Source organism: Nocardia sp. NPDC058518 (assembly GCF_042719655.1).
Classification (GTDB): Bacteria; Actinomycetota; Actinomycetes; order Mycobacteriales; family Mycobacteriaceae; genus Nocardia.
In genome coordinates this window covers 728,438-748,671 of sequence record NZ_JBHXNJ010000001.1, presented here as the reverse complement: position 1 = coordinate 748,671, position 20,234 = coordinate 728,438, and the positions used below count along the sequence as shown (strand labels likewise).

Here is a 20,234-nt window from a genome sequence, read left to right as displayed (position 1 = left end):
GGAACTGGACCGAAGCTACCGAACCTGAACCGCTGGGACCTCACCACACCCGAACAGGGTGTGACGTTTTCTCGATCCGAGGAAGCACGATGCCCATCCACATCCGGACAAGACCACCTTCTGCCTCGAAACCCACACCGCTGCACCGTGATCGCTTCTCCGGGGGCCCGCGATGAGCTGGGAGACCCGAGGCACGAGCTTTACCAACCCCGACTACTACCGCGAAGCCGTTGACCGCGTCGAAGCACAACTGCGCGCCGACTTCGCTACCTACCACCAAACACGCGAGATCGCCGCCTACGGCGAAACCCCTACTCAGATCGTTGAACTCAATGCTCGCGCCCACACCATCGCCCGCCAATGGCAACAGGGCGGCACGCCACAACATCAGCAGCTGTGGCAACAACTCGACACCGCGGTGCAGTCCTGGACTGCCAACCCCGAAGCCGCCCGCGCCGAATTCGGTCGCCTCCAGCAATCGTTCATCGAAGGCGGCTCCGGCATCGACCCGAACGCCGTCCGCACCCAACGCCAAGCCGCGGAACTGACCGGGCATCTCGAGCCGGTCAACGACCAATCATTCCAGGACGGTGCCCGCTGGCGGCCCCGCCACCTGAGCGTGGTCCCTGACCCCGGTCCCGAGGGGACACGCTCGGGTAACGCGGCTGATCGCGCACTGGGTGGACGATCCAGTGAAGAGCTGGGCCTGGCCGAGATCGACGCGATCATCAACAGCTCCGATGAGTTGCTCTCCGTCGAGGAAGCAGTGAGTGATCTCGACACCGGCGACGACGCGATCACCGCGCTGTTGCCCGCCGAGCAGCGCAACGCACCTTTCGACCACGCCTTCACCGCCACGCTTGACCAGCTCCCGACCCAGATCGCGGCCGTGCGCCGACTCCAAGACCTGACCGCTCAACACATCCGGCTGGCTACCGAATTCGACGGAACCTCCGAGGGCGGGCAAGTCCTGATCGACCAGATGGAGCGGCTGATGGACGGGGCGCGCGAGGCCAACCGCGCCGCCCTCTCCGCGGGCGCTGACCCCGACGAGATCACCGGCGCCTACCAAGCAGGGCTGGCGGGGCAGTTCTGGTCCCAACAGCCTGGGGCGCCCCGGTTGGCGCAGCTCGATCACGTTCTGTCCGAGCGCGATAGCGCGATGGCCGAACTCGATGCGCTGCGTACCGGCCGCGGCGTCGTACCGGACCAGGCGCCTGCGTTGGCGCTGGCCGTGGGTGGGGAGACCATCGCCCACCGGAGCTCCGCGGCCAACACGGCTCCGCCGGATCCGGGCGGGGCGGTGATCGCGGGCGCGGTCGAGGCCGCGCTCCCCGAAACCGATTTCGCCGCCGAGTGGGCCAGTCCCGAACTCACCGGCGTCATCGACTCTCCGCGGCACGAAGCCGCCATCGACCCCCAACTCTGAAAGGACTCGGTGAATCATGTTTTCTCCCAGAGAAACCCGCCGTCGCACCAAGTCCGGCATGGGCGAGGAAGCCAGCATGCTCCTCATCCTGTTGGCGCTGCTCGCGGTGGTGCTCGCGCTGTGGGGCGCGTTGAAACTCGGCAGCTGGTGGGCCGGGCAGCCGATATCGTGGAACCCGTTCGTCGCCCTGCTCGCGGTCATCGCCGGCGATACACGATGGCCGTGGCAATCGACCCCGATCGCGGTGGTCGCGCTGTGTGCGGGCGCCGCGCTGACTGTGCGGGGTGTTCAGATTCTCGGCACCGACCGGGAAGTCGATGTCGCCGCGCGAACCATGCAGCGCCCCCGCAAGATCCGCATCGCCCGCGCCGCCGACAACCTCGCCGACAACCAACGACTACTCGCCGATGCACCGCCAGAAGTTCGAGCGAATCCGGGACCGCTGTTGGGGCGCACGGTCATCGGCGACATCGCCCTGCACGTCCCCGCCGAACTCGGTGTCACCGTGACGGCCGGGCAGCGCACCGGCAAGACCGTGGCGTGGGCGATCCCCGCGGTCATGTCGGCCTGGGGGCCGGTCCTGGCGACCAGCAACAAGCCAGACCTCTACCGGCACACCGTGTATGGGCGTGAACGAGTCGGCCGGGTGTGGGTGTGTGACTTGCAAGCGGTGACCGGGGAGGTGGTGTGCGGGTTCTACGTGAACCTGTTCAGCCAGGTGATCGGGTTGCCGGCGGCACGGAAGTTGGCAGGGTTCTTCGTGTCCGGGTCCTCGGGCTCGGCCACCGAGATGGCGAACGCGAAAACCGACGCCTATTTCGACGGTGGCGCGCAGGAGTTGTTCGCGCTGTGCATCTTCGCCGCGGCTTGCGCCGGCGGGGACCTGCATCATGTGGCGGAATGGCTGGGCAGAGACCAGGATCCGACCCCGGCGCTGATCCTGCGTCACTACGGCCACGACCGACCCGCGGCACGGATCCTCGAATGCCAAGGCCTCTACGCCAGACAACGCGACGGCCTCTACGACATGGCGAGACGGTATTTGAACGTGTTGTCGGACTCGGGCTACGCGACGATGGTCACACCCCCGATCCGAAAACAGTTCCACGTCAGCGAAACCACCGCCCACACCCCACCGGCGACATCGAAGCGGGCCGGGCATCGGTTGTCGGTCCGCAACGGGATCCTCCTCGAAGCGACCGACCAAGGCCGAACGCACCTGCTGCCGGAATTCGACCCCACCGCGTTCGTCGTCTCCAACGACACGTTGTACCCGTTGTCGATGACCGGGCCTGACGGCGCTACCCCGCTGACCGCGGCGCTGGTCGGGCAAGTGCTCGAAGCCGCACTCACCGCGGCCCGAGCGCGTGCGGACGGGCGGCTGGAGACCCCGCTGTTGTGTGTTCTCGACGAAGCGGCCAACTGTGCGCGGATCTCCGAACTGCCGTCGTATTACACCTACGCGGCCGGGTGCGGGATCATCCTGATGACCATCCTGCAAGTCCTCGAACAGGGCGAAAACCTGTGGGGTGTCAATGGTTTGAAGACGATGATGGCCCAGTCGATCGAAGTCTTCGGCGGGTCGATCGCGTCCAGGGACTACCTCGAACATTGGTCGTCGATGGCCGGACAGCACGACGTCTCTGATCGCTCGCGCACCTCTACCGCCGCCGGTATCCAGCGCAGTCTTTCGTGGCGGGCGGAACCGATCCTCGACATCGCGATGCTCGCGGCCTTGCCGAAAGACCGCGCCCTGGTCCGACTGCCCGGCCACGGCCCTGTCGTTGTCCGCAAGGTCTGCTGGTGGGACACCGAGCACGCACCACTGATCCAGGCGTCGATGCAACGGTTCGGTGGGGGCCGAGTCTCGCTGATCAAGCCAGCCGGTTCGGTTGTGGGGGAGGAGCAGTCGTGAACAGCCTGACCACAACACCGGCGAACACCGCGGGGTCGATGCCGCCGCAGTTCGGTCATTTCACCGACTTCGCCCACGCCTGGATGCTGCCCACGATCAGTGTCCGGTTGGCACAAGCGAACCGGGAGAACACCTTCACCTGGTGCCCACGGTGGTGGGACCACCGCCCGGTCGCGGTCCGAATCGCACACGTACACACCGCGTTCGAGGCCATGCGCCGCGCCAAAGCCGGGTCGAGCCTGAACACCTTCCTGCTCTCGCACCTGGACCAGCACGTCAACTTCATCCTCGACGCCGCGAACGGGCCCTTGCACCGCTGCACCCGCACCCACCACCAGACCACACCCTCGTTGCCCTTCGACCGCGTCCCGTACGGCTGGTTCGGTACCCCAACCACTCCCATCGACGGCGACGGGAAACCGGTCAAGAAGTTCGACCACTACAGCGAATTCGTCGAAAGATGGTTGTTGCCGGTGACGTCGGTGAAGGTCGCCGCCAACAACCGCGAAGGCCAATACACCTGGTGTCGGCAATGGTGGCGCCACCAAGGGGTCGCGATCCGATTCGCAGGACTGCACGCGTGTTTCGAAGCCGCGGTCAAAGCCGAGGACAAGATGGCGATGAGCGCGCTGTTCGTCCGCCACATCGACCCGCAATTCCGCTACATCCTCGACGCCGCCAATGGCCCGCTGCATCGGTGCACACCCGACACCCACATCGACGCCCCTGGACTGGAGGGTGAGCGGGTTCCGGCGAACTGGTTCAGCGCTCCTGGTTCGACCATCCCGGTCCACTACCTCGGCTTCGGTCCTGACTTTCGGACGTTCGGTGCTGGAGGTGGGTCGAGATGAGTATGGCGAACGCGACCACAGTCCAAAAGCGCGTACTCCGGGCCTTACAGAATCAGGCCGCAGACTCCCAAAAATTGCTGAACACCCAGCGTGCCAGCGGTATCGAACCAACACCGGCCTGGACACAGGACATCCAAGAGCGCACGGTGCTGCACGGCGAACTCGCCGCGGCGGCCGTCGCGGGCGGGGTCCCGGCCGAGTGGGTCGATCAGGCCCGCGAACGCGGCACCAAAGGAATCCGCTGGAACACCAACCTGTTCCTCCGCCGCGCCGCCCCGATCGACCGCGAGGCATTGGTGGTCGGGCTGGGCGCCGATATCGACCGGCTTGCTCGGTTCACTGGAATCCACGCCGCCTACACCCGCGTCACCGGGCGAGACGGCGACACCGCCGCGACCGTGGACGCAACCCTGACCACGCTGTGGCGCCGGTCCGCCCAGATCGGTGTCCTGCTCGGCGTCGACACCGACGAAGCCCGACAGCGCTGGCCGCACCAGCAATGGGCGAGGCAGGCCTCGACGTCGGCGGCCGGACTGACCGAAGCGGAACTCTCCCAACACTGGCGCGCGATTGCGAATACGGATATGACCAGCTACACCGCGCAATCGATCGCCTTGACCGCGGCCGGTATCAAACCGGACCCGACATTCGCCGTACCCGACCCTATGTCGATACTCGACACCCTCAGCGACCGCCATGTCGGTGTGTCCGGTCTGTTCTCCGACGCACCCGGCGCACATATCGGCGCCGCAGTCGACGCCACCCGATCACAGTCCGCTGACACCGACTACGACGCCGACATCACCGCGCCGGTGTTCAGCGACCCGCAAGCCAACTACCCCGGGATCGATCCGTGAGTAGCCCGTCGGCACGCCCGCGCCTGGTGGCCGATCTACCCGCCTCACAAGCAGAACCACTCGACCAGATCCATGACCTGGACCTCGGCCCAACGCACCCGCAGCGCGACAGTGACCGACACGACGACCCGGAACGTCAAGTACTACGCCGTCTCGCCAGGGCGCATTGTGAACAACTCGAACGCTGCGGCGTTGGAGTCCTTGGCGCCGAAGCCACGGCATCAAGGCGATGGCCAGGTTGCACGACAGCCCAGCGCGCGGGATGGTCGGAGCGGGTGCCCAGCCGAGTTGGGCAGCGAGTTGCTAAAGAGGATCGACATGCGTGTCCACATGAGCTATCTGCCTTCTTCGGGCTCGCGTCAGCCGAAAAGTGCCAACCTTCGAGGATCTTCGGACTACGACGTAGCCCGGTACACGATCCCGTTGGTCTCGTTGATACCGCGCGGCACCGGAGTCGAGACGATGCCGGTGAACCGGTTCACCATCGCTGGTGCGATTCCAGGGTTGTCGGGGAGGTCTTTTCCGGTCGTGGCGTCGAGCATGACGGGCTGGTTGCTCGTATTGAGCCCGTAAAGCACGCCGTGGTAGGCGGCGGTGATCGTAGGTGGGACGCGATTGCTGTCGGCCCGAAACCCCCATGTTGGGGTGGTGGGGTTACTCAGGTCGAACCCTGCGACCTGAGACTTGTTCTGGCACGCTACCGTCTGGCGGCTGTCGTAGTAGCAGTTCCATGTGGTGGTCATACCCAGACCGGTACCTGTGCCGTTGGCGTCGGGATCGTCGATCGAGTACATCGCTGTTCCGGTCATGGGATCAAGGATCGCGAATTTCTTATAACTCTCCACGAAGACCGCATTGGGGGCATTTGGCGCGAGGTAGGCGGTATCGTCGCCGCCCATCTCGGTTGTCCAGCGATCGCGTCCGTCGGCGAGTGCGAGTCCTTTCCTCGCGACGCCGACAGATCCCAGCCTGTCCGGGGTACCCGGGGCTTCACCGACGACAGTGTCGCCACCGACGAATTTCGCGAGGAAGTCGTTGTTCTGCCACTTCACCTGATGTGAGGCTCGATCGAGCACCCAAGTCGATCGCTGTCTCCACCCGTGGGAGGCGCTGACCACGACCGAGGTGTCAGTGACCCCGATGACCTTGACCGCGGGGATCTCAGACATCGTCCGACGCCCATCGCGTGGTGCGGCACCGATGTTGAGCACCGCGTTCCACGACAGTTTGCCGGTAGTGGTATCGACGGCGACGACTTCGATCGCGTCCTGGGCGGGAGCTGTCCCGACCGCCGCGACGACGCCAGCGAACGCACCGACAGCCGTGGTTCCCTGCGTAACCGGCGCGGAAACAACTCCGTAATTGGGCGAGGGTTTGACTTCGACCGGTGTGAGCGTCGTCGTGATCTTCCAGACAGATTGACCTGATACTGGATCCAAAGCGCTCATCCAGCCGCGCCGCGACGTGCACCGTAGGTCGCTGTCGGCGAGCGTGCATTCCCTCGACCAGTACTGCGGATCTGGGATGGCGACTTTCGCGACAGCCTGCGGGCCGAATGCCTTGGGCGGATCGAAACTCGCGCGCGGCGCAGTGGTGGTCGCAGCCGATGAGCCGCCAGCCACAGACGATTCGGCGCCGGGGCTGCCGCAGCTGGTCATCACCGCAGACGCCACGATGGCGATTCCTGCGGCGAGCGATGTCACCCTCCGGTGCTCGCCCTCCCGTTGTGACATGAACACGCTTGTTCCCCCTCGACGGTCCCGGCGAACCGAGCGCCCGCCCCGATGATCGGCAATGTTTCCGTTGTCGCCACTCGATGTCAACGCATCGGCCTGTCGCACTCGAGCGATCGGGCCGGATCTGGAAGCTGAGCCGCCGCCGACATCGCGAAACTATGTGATCTGTCGGTGAGCCGGGACCAGCTGTGGCAACTGCTGGACGATTTCGCGCCTATGCCCGACGAGGACGCCAGCAAGTCTGCGCGCACCCGGGCCGAGACCGAGCGAGGCCAGATCGAAAAGCTATGGACCTCCGACGATCGCGTAAAGCCATGGACCGGAACCGGTTTCGGGTGGCTGCAAGCGATCAACACATGGCAGCACCATATGCGACCCGACCCCGGTCGGGGCCTCTCAGCGGCGTCGGCGGCCGGTGCCCACGCGGCTGTCTGCGGGGCGCGCCCCGCAGACAGTATTTCGTCGTTGCGTGGTCGGGTCGCTATTGCTCTCGTGAGCGTTCGTAGACGACTCGATGCGCGGTGGTCTCCGGCGGCAGCCCGGCCAGCGCGCCATCTTCGGACATGGCGGCCAGACTCAACACCGGAGACCGGCTCTTGAGGAACTTCGTTACCCCGATCTCTCCTCGGTATCCGGAGGAGTGTCGACTACCGTTCAGCTCGGCAAGGAGGACCGAACCCGCCAGCTGATGACCGCCCGCGGACTCGTAGACCGGTTCATTCGGCACGAGCTTCACCGCCAAGTCGACATCGCTCACACGTTGCCGTTGCGGATCCAACATCGAACCGAACAGCACCGCACGGTCAACTACATACAAGTTCATCGGATCTGTTGCGGCCTGCTCCACTCTTTCCAGGAAGCCCGCCAGTGCCTTGTCTGCGGTGGCACGGTGCACGGGTTTCGCCGCGCTGGCATTGGCCAACGCGTATGCCTTGCTCGTCGGATGGTAGCTGGGCAGGATGATCCTGTCGTGACGGCGAGTTTCGCGATTCCAGACATCAACGGGGACTGGGCCTTGCGGCTCCAGATAGCCCTGCGCGATCAAGATGTCGAATACAGTGCTCGAGTTCTCGAGGTCCTTGCCCAATACCCGTTCGTACCAGTCCTTTTCGACGTAGGACTGCTTGCTCATCACCTGAAGGCAGTCGCGGATACGCAGGTAGGTGTTTCCGGTGTGTTCGAACTCCGCCTGGCCGTCGATATTCATGCTTCCCCCGTGAGTATTCGATCGAAAGAACTGTAGGCCGGCCCAGCGCGGGGCGGAACAGCGCTATCGCAACGCTCCAGCGCAGCACACCCAACCGGGGGCCGCGCGCTGTCCGCGCACCCTGGCGGGCAAACGCCGCGAGCTACGGCCCAACTCGCTGAGGCAGACCGCTTGCGAGCCGGGACGCAGGAGTGGCGCGTCAAGCAATAGACCACCGATGCGGCGTAGGCTCGGCGCTCGCGTGGTGCAGGGGAAGGGTTTCGTGGCCGCCCAGCAGCACGGGTGGCGTCCTGGCGTGGTTCCGGGTTGGTCCGGATGTTTCAGGATTCGACCACTTTGGCGTGTACGTGCCGTTGGGCGAGGAAGTCGTGGATGGTGTCGATCGTGTCTTCGGGGAGTGAGAGGACCAGGAGGCTGCGTGCACGGGTGACGGCGACGTAGAAGGTGCGTAGTTCCTCGAGCTCGCTGGTGGTGGTTGCAGTGCCGGAGATCCAGGCTCGCAGCACCGAGGTGTCCTCCATAAGGACGCAGACCGCGTCGGCTTCGGTGCCTTTGGCCTGGTGCACGGTGGTGAGGGTGGCGCGCGCGTCGGGACTTTTGGAACTGGTTGCCGCAGTGACGTTCCCGCCAAGTGTGCGGGCGGGGCCGGTTGGGTGAGCGGTCAGTGGTCGCCACCAGGTTTTTAGGCAGGCATTGACCTGTGCGGCCCAGTTCTTGGTCGGTGCTGGGAGGTGGGCAAGTAGTGCGTATGCGTGCCGCCGCAGGGTGGCGGGCGAAAGGTCGTTTTCCCGACAGATCTCAGGGATGCTTCCGGAATGCTTGGGGTACCAGTGATGGAGTAGGACGTGTTCGGCTTGTCGGCACGCGGCGTCGAGTTCGAAGGGTTCTGCGACTCCGAAATGAAGGGTCTGGTGTGCCCGGGCGAGCCGGGTAATGGGGTTGGAGTCGTTTTCACCGCGCCGTACCGCAGGTGGGAGTTGCGTGTGTTTGCGGGCCAACAGCATGACGGTGGGGTCGGGATCGGTGGTGTCGCTGAAAACGGTGGCCAGACGGACGGTCAAGTCGAGCATGGGTTCGCCGGTGTGGGTGTGGCTGATCTTGCCGACGTTCCCGAACTTGGTGGGCACCAGGTGGATTGGTGCGCCTGCGGTGCGGATGACGGATACATCGGGTGGGCGGGCGCCGGTTCGGATTGTGGCCGCGAGGGCGCAGATCGGTGGTGTGCTGCGGCGGTTTCCGCTGAGCATTATCGTGGTGTCGAGATCGTCGCGGAGCCGCAGCAGCCGCGCGACGTCGGCGCCGTTCCAGCCGTAGATGGACTGGTCGGGGTCGGCGACAACCACCAGAGGGATCCCATGGCGGCGCATCTCTTCGAAGAGCTCTAAGTCGGCCACCGAGCAGTCTTGGGCTTCGTCGATGACGATTTCGGAGAATCGCGAGTGCAGTGTTTCGAGCACGTGCAGTGAAGAGCGCCGAAGGTTGCGGTGTGCTTGCCGTCGAACCTCGTGGCCGGTGAAGTAGCCGCGTTCGAGCCAGTGGTCTCGGCACCGGATCGCGGCGGTGATCCATTGTGACGGAGCGTACGGAGAGTCGGCGATGGTTCGTCCGGCGGCGGTTTGGGTGCCGGGGACGGCGACGAATTCGGTCAGTGTGGAGGAGTTCAACCTGAAGTTGAAGGCCGCGAGCGGTACCGCACGGTTGCCAATTTTGGCTTCCGCATTCGGCAGATGACGCCAGGACTCGATGCGTCGAGCGATTTGAGGTTCGGGCAGATAGGGGAAGACCATGAACTGCCAGATGAAAGCGTCCAGTGTGCCGATGAAGTGGGGAAATCGGGTGAGTTCGGGATGTCCGGCCGCGACACAGCGCGCGTTCATCTGGTCCCGTGCATTGCGTGTGAAGGAGATCAACGCTCGGCCGCCACGCAGGGTGGAGGCGGGGTGCTCGATGTGGCGGGACACGATCACGTGGGTCTTCCCCGCCCCAGGGCACGCCTGGACGAACAACGGAGCCCGGGTGTAGATCGCCTGCTGCTGTTGAGCGACTGCCACCGCGAGATCGTCACTCATTGGCGGTTTCCGATTCAGTGGTGCGGGTGATGAATTCGAGTGCCTGCGCCAGGTAGTCGGGGCACTGGAAGGTCCGCTTGGGTTGTGTTGTGAGGATGTCGGCGAGGGCTTGGGCGAATGCCGGTTTTGAGACCGCGGTCTTGCCGGTCGGTGTTCCTCCCTCGTCGTCAACGTTCTTGGCGGGATCGAACAGCCCCCAGAAGGCGCGAGATCGGTTGGGCGAGTCCAGAACTGCCTGCCAGCGGTGCTCGGAGTTGTCGTGCAGGTCGAGGAATGCCTCGCGCAGCACCGACTCGTTATCGTCGGACCAAAGTTGTGGTTCGAGCGACTGAGCTCCAGCGAAGATTCCGAGTAGCCCAGGTGGGTTGGCTTCGGCCAGGTCTCGATATCGCGCGATCCGCTTGGATTCCCCTTCATCCTCGTTTTTGTCGGTATCGGTGATCAGTGCCAGACGCTGGGCTATGCACGCCCCGTTTACCGACGTAACCAACAGTTGGAGGTAGGTCTCGAAGCCGACGCTGTCGACCAGTAGGGTCGTGGTGCCGTGGAATCGTTCCAGTTTCTGCTTGGCCTCGGCAATTTTCGTTTTGTCACTACCCGGGGGAAGTGTGTACAGCCGAGTTGCCAAGGCAGGCAGGAGAAGCGCCTCGGACAGGCCTTCGACGAGAAGCGCGCGCGGTGAATAGAATATCGCGTTGCGGGTGACATCGAGCAGTCGATCGATTTTTCGGATTTGCTTGTCTTGTAGGCCGAGTTGGGCGACGGGGACCGCATTGGCCTGCCAGCCGCCGGTCGGCTTGTGCTGGGTGCGGCTCATGACGACGACGTCACGGACGCTCACCGATGCTGACAGAACGGGGGAGTGAGTGGTAACTATGACCTGGAGGTGCCCTGCTGGTGCGGTTGGGTCTGGCCGCGCGCCCTCGGCGGCCGGTTCGACCGCACGGGAGGCGAGCGCGCGTTCGCGCAAATGACGCAGCAGCAGAATCTGCAGTTGGGGGTGCAGGTGAGCCTCGGGTTCCTCCACCAGGAGCAGGGTCAAATCCGTCGTCTTGACCGCGCGCAGTTCGGCGAGCACGGTCGCGATGTAGAGGGCGTTGGCGTAGCCGAGCCCTGAGGAGTCGAGGGAACTGAGCGGATGCCCAGCGTCGCCCATCATCATCTGAAGTACACGGGCGATCGAGGCGAGGGTGGCGTCGGTGATGCGGAACTCGCTCTGTTGCCGGTGAGCACCCATGGTCAGGTCGGCGAGAGGCTGATTGATCTCTGTTTGGAGACCGCGAATCACCTTATCGTCGACGATCTTGTTGAGGACGTCGTGGGCGTTGTCGAGGAAGTCCTTCAGCGCTTCAGGACCGCCGAGCAGACCCGCGAGGATAGTGCGAATCCTTCCTGCGGATGCGCCTCCCAGCTCGCGAGCCGCGTCGCGCAGCGGCTTGAGATAGACGTGTCGTACCCCGTTGCGGAACATCGGCTCGGTGCACGGAATGTCGGCACCTTGGAGCCAGGTGCCGACACCGCGGCGTTCGCCTTCGACGGCCCGCTGATACTCGAAGCCCCATCGGGCCTGAACCTGTTCAGGACCTTCGGTTTCGAAACGGCCGTTGAGGTAGGTACCGGCTTGCTCTGCGGCGATGTCTGCGAGGGTCAGACTCATCCGCAACTGGGGTTCTCCGGTCGCTACGTCATTGTCGGTGGGCCAGAGGGCTCCGCCGTTGTCCAGCGGGGTGGTGAGGGTGCGTAGTGCGTCGACGACCGTTGACTTTCCGGCGTTGTTCTCCCCGGCCAACACAGTGAGGTCCGGCTGCAGCGTTACCGTAGTCCCACGGCAAGAGCGAAAGTTGCTCAATGTTATCTGCGAGACGTACATCCCCACCTCAACCGATCATATTGTCGTATCCCGAGTCAATCAGCCACTGACGCAACAGAATTACGGAGCAGACTGCCTGGCGAGGAATCGGCTCCGAGTTGCGGTATTGACGCTACTCGGACCCTGATAGGCCGTCGCAGCACACCCCGCACTTGGGTTGTCAGCAACTGGGTTTCAGGGGAGAGGCTGCTCACATCCGTGACGAGATGCGGACCAGGCGGCGGGTATCAGTTATGACGGCGCCCCAGACGGTCGCGGGCAGTGGAGCGCCTCGTTCCCGAATAGGACGGTCTGGAGCAGACCCGGGTAGGCGCCGAGGATAGGGATCATCAGAGCCAAGGCCGGAACTCTGGCCATCGGTGGACGTAGCCGTGGCGGCCGAGGTAGCGGCTGGTGAGACGGTGGTGGATCTCGGTGTAGACCTGAAGTTGGCGCATGTCGCAGTAGGCATTGGCGATATTGCGTGTCTCGCTGTTGTAGCGGTCTAGCGCGTTCTCGATCAGGTCGCGGGTCATGTGCCCGTGCGTCATGGCTGTGCTGACGACGAGTTTGGCGAGGTCGTAGCCGAAGGGCGCCAAGGTCAAATCGTCGAAATCGATGATGCCGACGTGAGTGTTGGTGAGGATGAAGTTGCGGATGTTGCTGTCTTTGTAGAGGGCGCACGGTCGTCCCTTGAACTCGAAGCACTGTGGGAGGGCGGCTACGCGCGGCGACGCGAAGTCGGCGATTGTCAGCGTCGGTGTCGCCTCGAATGGTCGGTCGAGCCGCCCCGTGTGCAGGTATCGGACGTTGGCGACAGCGTGGAGACCGCCGAGGGCGGCGGCCACCCTGGGCAGGTCATCGGGACGCGGATGGTGTCCCTCCAGATGTTCGAGAATCATTCGTGTGCCCGTGACTTCGTACAACTGTGGAACGCGGACCGGGGCGTCGAGTCGAAGCAGCCAATCATGGTGTGCGCGAGCAGTTTTGGCGAGGTGTAGGGATGCGTAGTGTTTGACGTAGGTTGTCGCGCTCATGGTTGGCTGCTTGCGGCGATGTAGGTGACGGTCGAGGTGGCCGTAAGTGGCCGATCGCAAGTTCGCCGTCTCAGCTCGGCTGCGAGGTCGTCCGGATTAGGTCCCAGCCATTGGGGTAGTTGGTATTTGGGGATGGTGACGGCGTAGGAGGCGAGGTGGTCGAAGTCGGTGAACCGGAACGTGTGGTCGCGGTGGATGACCTCGGTGACCTCGAGTCCGGTTGCGACAACGTCCGAGGCGTTGGTGCTGTGGAAGGTTTCGTACAGACTCGGCCGGCTGCTCGCCTGCGGGTCGAGGCCGGTGTCGACCATGAGCTGGTCGATCTCGTGGTAGCTGTCGACTGATTTGGTGGCCAGGATCGCCCGGCCGTCCGATGCGAGGCAGCGCGCGACCTCGGCGACGACATCAGCGGGCCGTGTGGAGTGGTAAAGGCAGAACGCCGCGACGAGGACGTCGAAACTGGTGTCCGGCAGTGGTAAGTGGTGGAAGTCGCCGCGCACCGTCTCCACTGCGAATCCGGTGTCGGCGGCGCGCTTGGCCACAGTGGCCAGGAATGCCGGGGAGATATCGACGACGGTGTGACGGGAAGGTGAGAGCGCTTCGGCGAGCGCGAGGGTAACTGTTCCTCTACCGCAACCGATTTCGCACACTGCCGGATTCTTCGGTGCGTGGTGCGCGACGAGGTCGACGATGGTGGCGGTGGCGTTGTCGCCGCCGGTTTTGGCGGTGAGCAGCGCGTTGGTGCGTTGTTGGGTGCGCCCGGCGTCGGTGTAGAGGCTCGCGACGGTGTCGGGGTCGGTGAAGGGGATGGAGGTCATGGACGGTTCGCCTCCGAACTATTTCGGTGTCAGCGGGTGGTGGAAGATTGCGCGCGCAGGCGGGCGAGGTAGCGCGTGGCTTGGCGGCGGCTGGTCAGCGTGACCAGTTCGACGTGGTTGCCGTGTTCTGCGATGAGGTCGCGCACGCGGGGGCGCATTTGGGCGCGGTAGCCCCAGATGTAGCGCAGGAATCCCCAGGTGATGCGGTCGTAGACGCCGTCGCGGTGTTGACCGCCCCGGTAGCGCCAGCGTCGTTGCAGCACGCCGGTGATGCAGGTGATCGCGGGCAGGTCGAGGAATATGACGGTGTCGGCCGCGGCGAGTCGAATCGGCAAGGTGCCCGCGTAGTTGCCTTCGATCAGCCAGCGTGGTCCGGCGACGAGTCGCTGTTGGATGGCCTGGAATTCTTCGGCTGGTAGGGGTTTCCAGTCGGCGTCGTAGTAGACGGCGTCGAGGTGGGTCAGCGGGAGCCCGAGTAGGGCGGCGAGCTGGTTGGCGAGGTGAGTCTTGCCGCTGCCGCCGCATCCGATGATCACGATTCGCTGGTCCACGCCCGGCGACCTTACCCGCCCCGACATGGGCGGTTCGGGAGGCTGCCCGGTCACGACTGCACCCCGATTCGAGAGAGGACTCTTTCGACGGTGTCGAGCTGGCGGGAAAGCCGGAAGATGTCGAGCTTGGCCAGGCACTGTGCCAGGAGGTCGGCGTGTGCCGGAGTTCCGGCTATACGCCGCAGTGCCGCCAGCTCGGTGGTGATGTGGCCCGCGCTGGTGACGTGCAGCTGGGTGGGAGAAAACTGGGGTGCGCTGCGAATGTAGGCCGGGGTCAGCGGCAGACATCCGGCAAAGACGGCTTCGGGCAGGCGCTGGGTCATTTGCCCGGCTGCGGCGTAGCGATCGGGCAACAGCAGCACCGTGGCCAGGGCCTCGCCGTGGATCTGGGCGACCTGGTGGAACGGGACCCGGCCGACGAACCGCACGTGCGGCCATCTGCGGGTATCGGCCCATTTGCCCGCGACGAGGCAGTCCTGGCGTTCACTTGCCGGGGTGGCGAAGTAGGTGTCGAAGGTGTCGTCGCGGTCGTATTGGTTGCCGACGTAGGCCAGGCTCAACGGTCGAGCCCGCCGCGCCAGGGAGTCCGGGTCTGCGGTGTCGAGCGCGGTATCAGCGACGGGGAACAGCAAGCTGACCGCGCCATCGGTGGGATGCAGTGCCGCCTCGCATACGGTGACCTGGGGTGTGTGGCGTAGCGGATGACCGGCAGGTAGTTGCAGGTCTTTGTCCCACAGGATCGTGGGCAGGCCGCGCCGGAGGGTGTAGTGGTCGAGCAGTTGGTGTTGTCGGTGTAGATCGCAGGTATGACCACGAGTACCGCAAGGTGTGGTGTTTCGCCGGGGGATCGGCCACCGCCACTCCAGAAACAGCGCGTCGAGCTCGGGAAGACCGGCATCCCAGGTGTAGGTGTGGGTGAGGTCGGTTCCGGCTTCGATCCTGTCGCGGTCGGGTTGGAGGAACACGATGTCGTGACCGAGAGCGCGCAACCCGTCGATGAGGGTTCGGCGGTGGCTGCGACCTCCGTCCGGGGTATCGGTGACCCCGGGGCCGAGGAAGCCCCAGAAGCTGTAGCCGATTCTCATTTGCTCACCCACCAGTCTTCGAGCATGACCGCGTCGAGGCCGCTGGCGAGCAGGCAGTCCAGGGCCATGTCGGGGGTGCCGCAGATCGGTTTGCCTTTGATGTTGAGTGAGGTGTTGATCAGGACCGGAATGCCGGTGATCTTGGCGAACTCGGTGATGACTTCTGTCAGGAAGGGGTTCTGTCCCTCGGTGAGGGTTTGTACGCGGGCGGTGCCGTTGGCGTGCACGATCGCCGGGATCTGTTCGCGCGCGAGTTCGGTGACCGATGAGGCGATCGACATGTACGGCGCAGGTTGGGGCAGAGTGAAGTAGTCCGACGCGGTAGCGGTGAGCGTGACCGGCGCGAACGGCCGGAACGGCTCCCGGAACTTCACGGTGTCGTTGAGTTGCTTGACGACCTCGGGGTTGGCCGGCGAGGCCAGGATCGACCGGTTGCCCAGAGCACGAGGTCCAGCCTCTAACGGCCCGCGGAATACTCCGACGACGGCACCCGCGGCGAGCGCCCCGGCCAGATACTGGGCCGGATGCGTGGGTTTGATCGCGGTCAACCCGGGCCGGGGATTCTTCGACAGCACGACATCGCCGAAGGCAGGCCCGAGATAGCAGCGGTCCTGGATTCCGGTGGCCAGTTTCCCGGTGCGGTCCAGATACGCTGCGGTGGCGGCACCGATGGCGGTGCCGGAGTCGCCGGGTGCTGGTGGCACGTGGACTTCGTCGAACAGCCCGGATTCGACGATCTTGCCGATCGCCACACAGTTGGCCGCCACGCCGCCCGAGACGACCAGCAGCCGTGCATCGGTCAGTGCGCGAGCTCGCACGGCCAAGTGCACCATGACCTGTTCGATGCGTTCTTGCAGGGCTGCGGCCAAGTCGCGGTGGACCTGTTCGATTGGACCGTCGCCACGAGGCGGGCAGCTGCGGGTGATGAACTCAGTGCTGACCCGCGCGAAGCGGCGCGAAAGGACCCGCACCAGGAAAAACTCGGGGTTCAGGGTGAACCCGGTGTCGGTGATCTGGATAGCGTCGCTCATCAGCTCCTGGAATCGGTCGGGGTCACCGAGGGCGGCCAAGGCCATGACGGTGCCTTCCTCGTCACCGCGACGCCAGCCGAGGTGTTCGGTGACCGCACCGTAGGCGTATCCGAGAGAGGCCGGATCGTCGATGGCGTCGATGATGTCGTAGGTGCATCCGCCGCCGGGAGTGCGGTGGGCGTGAGCGATGGTGGTGGTTTGGATCTCGCCGAGGCTGTCGACTACCAAGACAGCGGCGTCGTCGTAGCCCGAGGATGCGAACGCATACAACCCGTGTGCTCGGTGATGCAGGATCGATGAGCTCGACGCGTGTGGAAAAAGTCGATCCAATCGCCTTGTGCGGGTGTGTGTTCGGGCCGCGACCCTTGCGAAGCTCGCGGCGCGCGGCAGCGCTCTGCCCCGGGTCTTCGGGTCTGTGAGTTGGCGACGCAGCTGCCTGGTGGCGGCGAGGTAGCCGGGGGCGCGGAAGTTGTAGGCGACGGTATCGATCAGCTCTGGGACGAGATCGCTTTCCTCGAGCAGCCAGTCCACGACCTGGGCGGGGTAGTCCTTGGTGTGTTTGCTGCCGGTGAGGCGTTCTTCTTCGGCGAACCCGACGAGGTGGCCGTTGAGGATCAGCGCGGCGGCGGAATCGTGTGTCCAGGAGCAGAATCCGAGGACCGCGCGAGGGCCGGGGGTCATGATGCGTGGGCTCCTTGCTGCACCTGGATGGATGCGAGGTGGTCGTACCAGCGCTCCAGGGCACGCGCGAGGTCACTGTCGGTATGGGTGAGCAGGGTTCGGGCGTGGTCGCGGTGGCCGGTGGTCCAGGCTCGGTAGCTGGCCAGGATGTCGGCGAATGCCGACCATGCCCCGGTCAGGCCGTGAGTGGGGGGCTCGGTGATTGTGTGGCGCAGCACTTGGTCGGCGATGTTCCACGGGATCGCGACCTCGGGCATGACCGGGGAGGGGTCGGGATCGTGGGCGAGTTGTTCAGCGGCGCTGGCGTGTTCGGCGTAGAGGTGTAGTGAGTCGATGTGGTGGTGGTATTCGCCCAACTCGGCACCGAGCCACCCGGCCAGTAGCTCCTGGATCAACGTGTTGGTGAAGATGTCGTAGGGAAACCCGAGCCACATATCTTGGCTGCGCATGGTGGTGTGCATGTGCAGGCGCCCTCGCCGCAGGTAGAACCGGTAGCCCAGGGTGCAGGGGACATCGCGGTGCCCGCGAGTGTCGCGTTGCGGGTCGTAGAGCTGGATGACCGCCTGGCGGGAGTCGGGGTCGCGTTGGAGCAGCTGCCGGGTCCGGTCGAGTTGGTCGATGCCGTTCCACCGGCGCATTCGCGGCCCGTACGCGCCGCGCAGGATCCCGTCGTCGGCGTAGCGGGTCAAAGCCCGGTTGTACTGGAAGATCCAGTCGTCGTCAGAACCGGACAGAATCCACAGCGCCTCGGCTACCGCGAAGGCCGGATTCAGCAGCCGCAACGGCGGCACGTCCACGAACCGGCGACGCGGCTGGGTCAATCGCAGGTGCGCACCGAGGATTTCGGTGGTGGCCATGCCACGAGGGCTGACCGGCTCACCGAAATCAGTGATCGCCCGGCACGCAGACGTGAACAGGGTGTTGGCGTTGTCGGCCGTGAGCACGATCATCGCGTCACCACCTCACCGACGGCGGGCTCGGAGATCGGTTGCGGAGAAGGTTGTCTGACCATCCAGTCCAGCTGGCGCGCAATCCCTTCACGCAGCTCGACGCGCGGTGAGTAGTCGAGCAAGGTGTGCGCCAGCGTGAGGTCGGCGCGGGTCGCTTCCACGTCACCGGCCCGGGGCGCTTCCATGGCGAGAGGGACTTTGCGGCCGGTGATCTGCCCGACCATGGCGATCAGTTCGAGCATCGACACGCTGGAACCACCACCGACATTGACGATCTCGGCGTCGACGTCTTCCGGCATCGCTGCCGCGGCGAGGGTCGCGGCCACGATGTCGTCGACGTAGGTAAATTCCCGCGACTGTTGCCCGTCGCCGTACAGCGGCACCGGAACCCCCGACAGCACCGCCGCCAACACCCGCGAAATCGCCATATCGGATCGTTGACGTGGGCCATAGACGGTGAAGTAACGCAACGCGACCACGCTCGTGCTGGTATCGGGTCGCGCCGCGTGCGCCATGCATAGGTGCTCGGCGGCGAGCTTCGTCGCGCCGTAAGGCGACATCGGATAGGTCGGGTCGCTTTCCCTGCTCGGACCCGACGTCTGCCCATAGACGCTTGACGACGATGCCAGTACCAGCCGTGGGATTTGAGTGCGTTCGCAAGCGGCGAGTAGGCGCTGGGTAGCGACGACATTGGAGGCTGCGTAGTCGGGGAACCGCTCTTCCCACGAATCACGAACGCCTGGCACCGCAGCCAGGTGGAACACGATGCGGGCACCGGAGATCAATTCGTCAAGCTCGTCGGTGGCCAGGTCAGCTTGGTGCAAAGCCAGGTTGGGATCGGTGAGAGCGTCGGCGAGATTGCGGGCAGCGAAAGGATCGTTGTGCACCGACCGGCGGTCGATCGCGATCACCTCGGTCCCTCGAGCGAGAAGTACATCGGTCAGGTGGGAACCGATGAATCCGGCCGCGCCGGTGACGACGACTGGGCTCAGGTCGGGCGAATCGGTGGTCATGCGGGTGCCTCTACTTTCAATTACGCTGCCAGGCAGTATGTTTCGACGTTGACGAACCGCTGTGCCACCGGATCGATGGCGATGTGTCAGACGCATGCGGCGAAGTACTTGGTGTTCAACTTGTTGTGGTGCTCGTCGATCGGCATCGAGTGGTGGTGGAGATACGGTTGACGGTGAGAGCCACGTGCAGTCGCCGGTCCGTGAGCCGGGCAAGATCGTTGGGTGTGTTTGCGACGCGAGTCCCCGACCAAGCTCCCGTCCGCCGTGCTGAGGGATGCGGCGTCGAGTTGATGCGGGGCCTCGCGGCCGGTCGGCTGGATCAGCTGCCGGACTCGGTATGGCCGGCCAACGCCCGGGCCAGGATGGCGTGGGCTTCCTCGCCGTAGAGGGCCGTGGTGGCGAGCAGGTTGAAAGTTCTTTCGACTAGCTCGATTTCGGCGGCTTCGGTGTTCTCGATCGGGCCGGTGATTCCCTCGCTGTCGGCGCTGGTCGTGTCGTTGAGTACGAAGTTGATTGCCGGGGCGACGAATTCGGCGTTGAGGGGGATGATGCCGATCCGGACGTGCTCGCGGGCGGTCAATGCGTCGGCCAGTTGCCGGATCTGGGCGGCCATTACCTCGGAACTGCCGACCGTGAGTCGCAGGGCGGATTCGCCGATGAGCATGTGGAATTCGTGGCCGGGCTGGTCGAGCACGTTCTGGCGTTCCATGCGTGCGATCGCGGTCGCTTCGCTGTCGTCGGGGAACTCCAAGACGGCCGAGCACTTGGTCAGGATCGCCTGGGCGTAGTCGTGGGTCTGCAAGAGTCCCGGGATGATCATGGGGTTGTAGCTGCGCTGGTTCTTGGTGTCGGATTCCAGGGAAATCAGGCTGCGCTGCAAGGTTTCCAGTCCGCCATCGGTGACGTCGTACCAGCTCGTGGTCGTCATGGTTCTAACCTTTCCTCGATATTTCAATGGTTGGGAAGCGGTGGAGGGTTCTACCGGGTGTGGTTCGTGTGGGTCGGGTAGGGGGGGGCGCGCCGCCGGGGGGGGCGGTGCTGCGTCTGGTCCAGGCGAAAACCGGGGTGGGCCGCCCCGCCGAGCGCGACCGCCACCGACGCCTGTCCGGGCCACTGCCGGAGATCCCACCACCGATCGGGTTTCGGTGGTGGTGG

Annotated in this window: 17 protein-coding genes; 5 read left to right on the top strand and 12 right to left on the bottom strand. The window is 64.8% G+C overall.

Annotated features, from left to right (window positions below):
- Positions 1-172: 172 nt before the first annotated feature.
- The 4 genes from ACFWPX_RS03260 to ACFWPX_RS03245 are packed head-to-tail and all read left to right on the top strand — an operon-like array spanning position 173 to position 5,052.
- Positions 173-1,429: a hypothetical protein gene (locus ACFWPX_RS03260; RefSeq protein WP_378925531.1), complete on the top strand. Its 1,257-nt coding sequence runs from the start codon at positions 173-175 to the stop codon at positions 1,427-1,429.
- 16 nt (positions 1,430-1,445) lie between these two features.
- Entirely contained in the window at positions 1,446-3,344 is a 1,899-nt protein-coding gene (locus ACFWPX_RS03255) for a type IV secretory system conjugative DNA transfer family protein (RefSeq protein ID WP_378925529.1), read from the top strand.
- Positions 3,341-4,195, top strand: a complete 855-nt coding sequence (locus ACFWPX_RS03250; RefSeq protein ID WP_378925527.1) for a DUF4913 domain-containing protein — start codon at positions 3,341-3,343, stop codon at positions 4,193-4,195. Before ACFWPX_RS03255 ends, ACFWPX_RS03250 begins: the two co-directional genes overlap by 4 nt.
- Positions 4,192-5,052 carry a hypothetical protein gene (locus ACFWPX_RS03245; protein ID WP_378925525.1) on the top strand — a complete coding sequence of 287 codons (861 nt, stop codon included), beginning with the start codon at positions 4,192-4,194 and terminating at the stop codon, positions 5,050-5,052. Before ACFWPX_RS03250 ends, ACFWPX_RS03245 begins: the two co-directional genes overlap by 4 nt.
- Positions 5,053-5,447: 395 nt before the next feature.
- Here ACFWPX_RS03245 and ACFWPX_RS03240 read toward each other — a convergent pair whose 3' ends face one another.
- The gene (locus ACFWPX_RS03240) at positions 5,448-6,755 is read right to left on the bottom strand and encodes a hypothetical protein (RefSeq protein ID WP_378925524.1); all 1,308 of its coding nucleotides are present in this window, start codon (positions 6,753-6,755) and stop codon (positions 5,448-5,450) included.
- 180 nt (positions 6,756-6,935) lie between these two features.
- Here ACFWPX_RS03240 and ACFWPX_RS03235 point away from each other — a divergent pair, with 180 nt between their 5' ends.
- Positions 6,936-7,388: a DUF932 domain-containing protein gene (locus tag ACFWPX_RS03235; protein WP_378926123.1), complete on the top strand. Its 453-nt coding sequence runs from the start codon at positions 6,936-6,938 to the stop codon at positions 7,386-7,388.
- Here ACFWPX_RS03235 and ACFWPX_RS03230 read toward each other — a convergent pair.
- The 11 genes from ACFWPX_RS03230 to ACFWPX_RS03180 all read right to left on the bottom strand — a co-directional run bounded on the left by ACFWPX_RS03230 (position 7,270) and on the right by ACFWPX_RS03180 (position 20,007).
- Positions 7,270-7,995 (bottom strand): hypothetical protein, encoded by a 726-nt coding sequence (locus ACFWPX_RS03230; RefSeq protein ID WP_378925522.1) that lies wholly within the window; start codon positions 7,993-7,995, stop codon positions 7,270-7,272. The two genes, ACFWPX_RS03235 and ACFWPX_RS03230, sit on opposite strands and share 119 nt — an antisense overlap.
- A 320-nt stretch (positions 7,996-8,315) precedes the next feature.
- Entirely contained in the window at positions 8,316-10,064 is a 1,749-nt protein-coding gene (locus ACFWPX_RS03225; RefSeq protein ID WP_378925520.1) for a UvrD-helicase domain-containing protein, read from the bottom strand.
- Complete coding sequence (locus tag ACFWPX_RS03220; protein ID WP_378926121.1) at positions 10,057-11,934, bottom strand: ATP-dependent endonuclease; 1,878 nt, start codon at positions 11,932-11,934, stop codon at positions 10,057-10,059. The genes ACFWPX_RS03225 and ACFWPX_RS03220 overlap by 8 nt, the downstream gene beginning before the upstream one ends.
- A 329-nt stretch (positions 11,935-12,263) precedes the next feature.
- Positions 12,264-12,950, bottom strand: coding sequence for a phosphotransferase (locus ACFWPX_RS03215; RefSeq protein ID WP_378925518.1), 687 nt, complete (start codon positions 12,948-12,950; stop codon positions 12,264-12,266).
- Positions 12,947-13,768 (bottom strand): class I SAM-dependent methyltransferase, encoded by an 822-nt coding sequence (locus ACFWPX_RS03210; RefSeq protein WP_378925516.1) that lies wholly within the window; start codon positions 13,766-13,768, stop codon positions 12,947-12,949. Before ACFWPX_RS03210 ends, ACFWPX_RS03215 begins: the two co-directional genes overlap by 4 nt.
- Positions 13,769-13,797: 29 nt before the next feature.
- Complete coding sequence (locus ACFWPX_RS03205) at positions 13,798-14,319, bottom strand: hypothetical protein (protein WP_378925514.1); 522 nt, start codon at positions 14,317-14,319, stop codon at positions 13,798-13,800.
- A 50-nt stretch (positions 14,320-14,369) separates the two neighbouring features.
- A complete protein-coding gene (locus ACFWPX_RS03200; RefSeq protein ID WP_378925512.1) occupies positions 14,370-15,404 on the bottom strand; it encodes a hypothetical protein in 1,035 nt (344 codons plus the stop codon).
- Positions 15,401-17,116, bottom strand: a complete 1,716-nt coding sequence (locus ACFWPX_RS03195; RefSeq protein WP_378925510.1) for a carbamoyltransferase — start codon at positions 17,114-17,116, stop codon at positions 15,401-15,403. The genes ACFWPX_RS03200 and ACFWPX_RS03195 overlap by 4 nt, the downstream gene beginning before the upstream one ends.
- Positions 17,113-18,066 carry a thymidylate synthase gene (locus tag ACFWPX_RS03190; RefSeq protein WP_378925508.1) on the bottom strand — a complete coding sequence of 318 codons (954 nt, stop codon included), beginning with the start codon at positions 18,064-18,066 and terminating at the stop codon, positions 17,113-17,115. The genes ACFWPX_RS03195 and ACFWPX_RS03190 overlap by 4 nt, the downstream gene beginning before the upstream one ends.
- Complete coding sequence (locus tag ACFWPX_RS03185) at positions 18,063-19,079, bottom strand: NAD-dependent epimerase/dehydratase family protein (RefSeq protein ID WP_378925506.1); 1,017 nt, start codon at positions 19,077-19,079, stop codon at positions 18,063-18,065. The genes ACFWPX_RS03190 and ACFWPX_RS03185 overlap by 4 nt, the downstream gene beginning before the upstream one ends.
- A 319-nt stretch (positions 19,080-19,398) precedes the next feature.
- Entirely contained in the window at positions 19,399-20,007 is a 609-nt protein-coding gene (locus ACFWPX_RS03180) for a DUF5753 domain-containing protein (protein ID WP_378925504.1), read from the bottom strand.
- Between the last annotated feature and the right edge of the window lie 227 nt (positions 20,008-20,234).

Coding starts and splice junctions, on each gene's coding strand:
- ACFWPX_RS03245 (WP_378925525.1), top strand. CDS start 4,192: ATGAGTATGGCGAACGCGACCACAGTCCAAAAGCGCGTACTCCGGGCC.
- ACFWPX_RS03190 (WP_378925508.1), bottom strand. CDS start 18,066: ATGATCGTGCTCACGGCCGACAACGCCAACACCCTGTTCACGTCTGCG.
- ACFWPX_RS03200 (WP_378925512.1), bottom strand. CDS start 15,404: ATGAGAATCGGCTACAGCTTCTGGGGCTTCCTCGGCCCCGGGGTCACC.
- ACFWPX_RS03220 (WP_378926121.1), bottom strand. CDS start 11,934: ATGTACGTCTCGCAGATAACATTGAGCAACTTTCGCTCTTGCCGTGGG.
- ACFWPX_RS03230 (WP_378925522.1), bottom strand. CDS start 7,995: ATGAATATCGACGGCCAGGCGGAGTTCGAACACACCGGAAACACCTAC.
- ACFWPX_RS03210 (WP_378925516.1), bottom strand. CDS start 13,768: ATGACCTCCATCCCCTTCACCGACCCCGACACCGTCGCGAGCCTCTAC.
- ACFWPX_RS03215 (WP_378925518.1), bottom strand. CDS start 12,950: ATGAGCGCGACAACCTACGTCAAACACTACGCATCCCTACACCTCGCC.
- ACFWPX_RS03180 (WP_378925504.1), bottom strand. CDS start 20,007: ATGACGACCACGAGCTGGTACGACGTCACCGATGGCGGACTGGAAACC.
- ACFWPX_RS03255 (WP_378925529.1), top strand. CDS start 1,446: ATGTTTTCTCCCAGAGAAACCCGCCGTCGCACCAAGTCCGGCATGGGC.
- ACFWPX_RS03195 (WP_378925510.1), bottom strand. CDS start 17,116: ATGACCCCCGGCCCTCGCGCGGTCCTCGGATTCTGCTCCTGGACACAC.
- ACFWPX_RS03260 (WP_378925531.1), top strand. CDS start 173: ATGAGCTGGGAGACCCGAGGCACGAGCTTTACCAACCCCGACTACTAC.
- ACFWPX_RS03185 (WP_378925506.1), bottom strand. CDS start 19,079: ATGACCACCGATTCGCCCGACCTGAGCCCAGTCGTCGTCACCGGCGCG.
- ACFWPX_RS03225 (WP_378925520.1), bottom strand. CDS start 10,064: ATGAGTGACGATCTCGCGGTGGCAGTCGCTCAACAGCAGCAGGCGATC.